The sequence below is a fragment of the Clostridia bacterium genome, assembly GCA_024653205.1.
In the GTDB taxonomy this organism is placed as follows: Bacteria; Bacillota; DSM-521; order Neomoorellales; family SLTJ01; genus JANLFO01.
In genome coordinates, this window is record JANLFO010000047.1 from 1 (window position 1) to 1,566 (window position 1,566).

Annotated in this window: 3 protein-coding genes; all 3 read left to right on the forward strand. The window is 58.9% G+C overall.

From position 1 onward, the window contains the following. Positions 1-275: 275 nt before the first annotated feature. The 3 genes from infC to rplT are packed head-to-tail and all read left to right on the forward strand — an operon-like array spanning position 276 to position 1,449. Entirely contained in the window at positions 276-845 is a 570-nt protein-coding gene (infC, locus tag NUV99_12110; protein MCR4420832.1) for a translation initiation factor IF-3, read from the forward strand. 17 nt (positions 846-862) lie between these two features. Further along, entirely contained in the window at positions 863-1,060 is a 198-nt protein-coding gene (rpmI, locus tag NUV99_12115; protein MCR4420833.1) for a 50S ribosomal protein L35, read from the forward strand. Between the two features lie 26 nt (positions 1,061-1,086). Continuing rightward, the gene (rplT, locus tag NUV99_12120; protein ID MCR4420834.1) at positions 1,087-1,449 is read left to right on the forward strand and encodes a 50S ribosomal protein L20; all 363 of its coding nucleotides are present in this window, start codon (positions 1,087-1,089) and stop codon (positions 1,447-1,449) included. Positions 1,450-1,566: the final 117 nt, after the last annotated feature.

The following is a 1,566-nucleotide window of genomic DNA, read 5'->3' on the forward strand; positions in this document are numbered from 1 at the left end:
GCCCGCCGTAGCGCGACGGCTGAGCCCTAGTTTGGTCGGCGAGGTGACAGTACGAGCGGGGAGCACCCGGTACCGCCCGTGGGAAAGTGGAGATAACTCAGGACGCAGAGCAGTTGACGCTGGTAGGGGATTATGCTACACTAAGTGCTGCGGCCTGCAATGCGTAAGTAGAAGTCATCCGCTTCTCACCCTAGGGCATCCGCCCGTAGGGTTTGGCGCTTGGGCCTCAGATGCCGAGATGTGTCTGGACGAGCGGATGGAGGGCCATCCGCTCTTTGCGTATCCACGGGAGCCTGAACAAGTGCGGAGGTGACAGGAAGATCGGCAAGGACCTGCGCATCAACGAGGAGATCCGGGCTAGGGAAGTAAGGCTGATCGGTACCAACGGCCAGCAGTTAGGTATCGTCCCTTTGCGGGAGGCCCTGCAAGTCGCCCATGAGCAGGGTTTGGACTTGGTTGAGGTGGCGCCTGCGGCTAAGCCTCCGGTGTGCCGTATAATGGACTACGGCAAGTACCGCTACGAGCAGAGCAAGAGAGAGCGCGAGGCCCGGAAGCGGCAGCGGGTAATCAACATAAAGGAAGTCAAGTTGCGCCTGGGCATCGAAGAGCACGACTTTCAGGTCAAGGCCAAGAACGCCAGCCGCTTTCTCAAGGACGGAGACAAGGTTAAAGTGACGGTAATGTTCCGGGGAAGAGAAATATCCCACGCCGAACTGGGCCATCGGCTCTGTGAACGTCTGGTGCGGCAATTATCCGACCTAGCCCTGGTAGAAAAGGAACCTTCCGTGGAGGGCAGGAACCTGATAATGATCCTGGCACCTCGGCAGGAGATAGTCAAGGAATAAGGGAGGAAGTACAGTATATGCCGAAGATGAAAACGCACCGGGGAGCAGCCAAGCGCTTCCGCTATACCGGCGCCGGCCGCATTAGGCGGGCCAAGGCCTACAAGAGTCATTTGCTGGCCAAGAAGTCTTCGCGGCGGAAGCGGAGGCTGGGGCAACTGGTGCTGGTAAACCCCTCGGACCAAAGCCACGTACGCCGGCTGCTACCGTACAGCTAGACTATCAGAATGAGGAGTGATGGGTCTTGCCGCGGGTGAAGAAGGGGGTAGCCAAGCGCCGCCGCCATAAGAAGATCCTCAAGCTGGCCAAGGGGTACTGGGGAGCCAAATCCAAACTCTTCCGGGTGGCCAACCAGCAGGTAATGAAATCTCTGGCCTACGCCTATGCGCACCGGCGGCTGCGCAAACGGGACTTTCGCCGTTTGTGGATAGTACGCATCAACGCCGCGGCGCGGAACCACGGATTGTCTTACAGCCGCCTCATAAGCGGCTTGCGTCTGGCGGGGGTAGACATAAACCGTAAGATGTTGGCCGACCTGGCAGTAAACGACGACCCGGCCTTCGCCCGATTGGTGGAGCTGGCGAAGGATAAACTGAATCTGGCCTAGCCGCAAGAGAGATTTAGCCAAAGATATCGGGGGGCCTCTGGCAGAAGCCAGGGGCCTGTTGCTGTGCGCCCGGCATGGTCACTGTCTATAGGGTGAAAGTCCCGAACGACGAAGGTA